We start from the raw sequence: 393 nt of genomic DNA on the forward strand, positions 1-393 counted from the left end.
TGGCGACACCGCGTCGAACACCTTCACCGTCAATGTCGTCGACGATCAGCCGGTCATCGGCGAGCCGGAGTCGGAATCCGTCAACGAAGACGACCTGCCGCACGGCAACGACATGGGCTGGCCGGGAAAGACGGTCCAGCATGGACATCTGAATATCTCCTGGGGCGCGGACGACAACAACGGCGGCATTGCCGACCGTTCGGTCGCTTTCACGTCCGGCTTGACAGCGCCGGAAGGTCTGAGTTCGAACGGCAAGCCGATCACCTACTCCTTCAACGAAGATCACACGGAACTGACGGCGAAGTCGTCCGACGGTCGCGTCGTGTTCACCGTGACCTTGTCCGACCAGAGCAGCGGCGGCTATGTCTTCACGCTGAAGGACAACATCGACCA

1 protein-coding gene is annotated in these 393 nt (G+C 61.1%); it reads left to right on the plus strand.

Annotated features, from left to right (window positions below):
* Positions 1-393: hypothetical protein (locus K9B32_RS28890; protein ID WP_224568817.1), on the plus strand; the 393-nt coding region annotated here is incomplete at both ends.

The sequence above is a fragment of the Rhizobium sp. 3T7 genome, from assembly GCF_020166565.1.
Classification (GTDB): Bacteria; Pseudomonadota; Alphaproteobacteria; order Rhizobiales; family Rhizobiaceae; genus Rhizobium.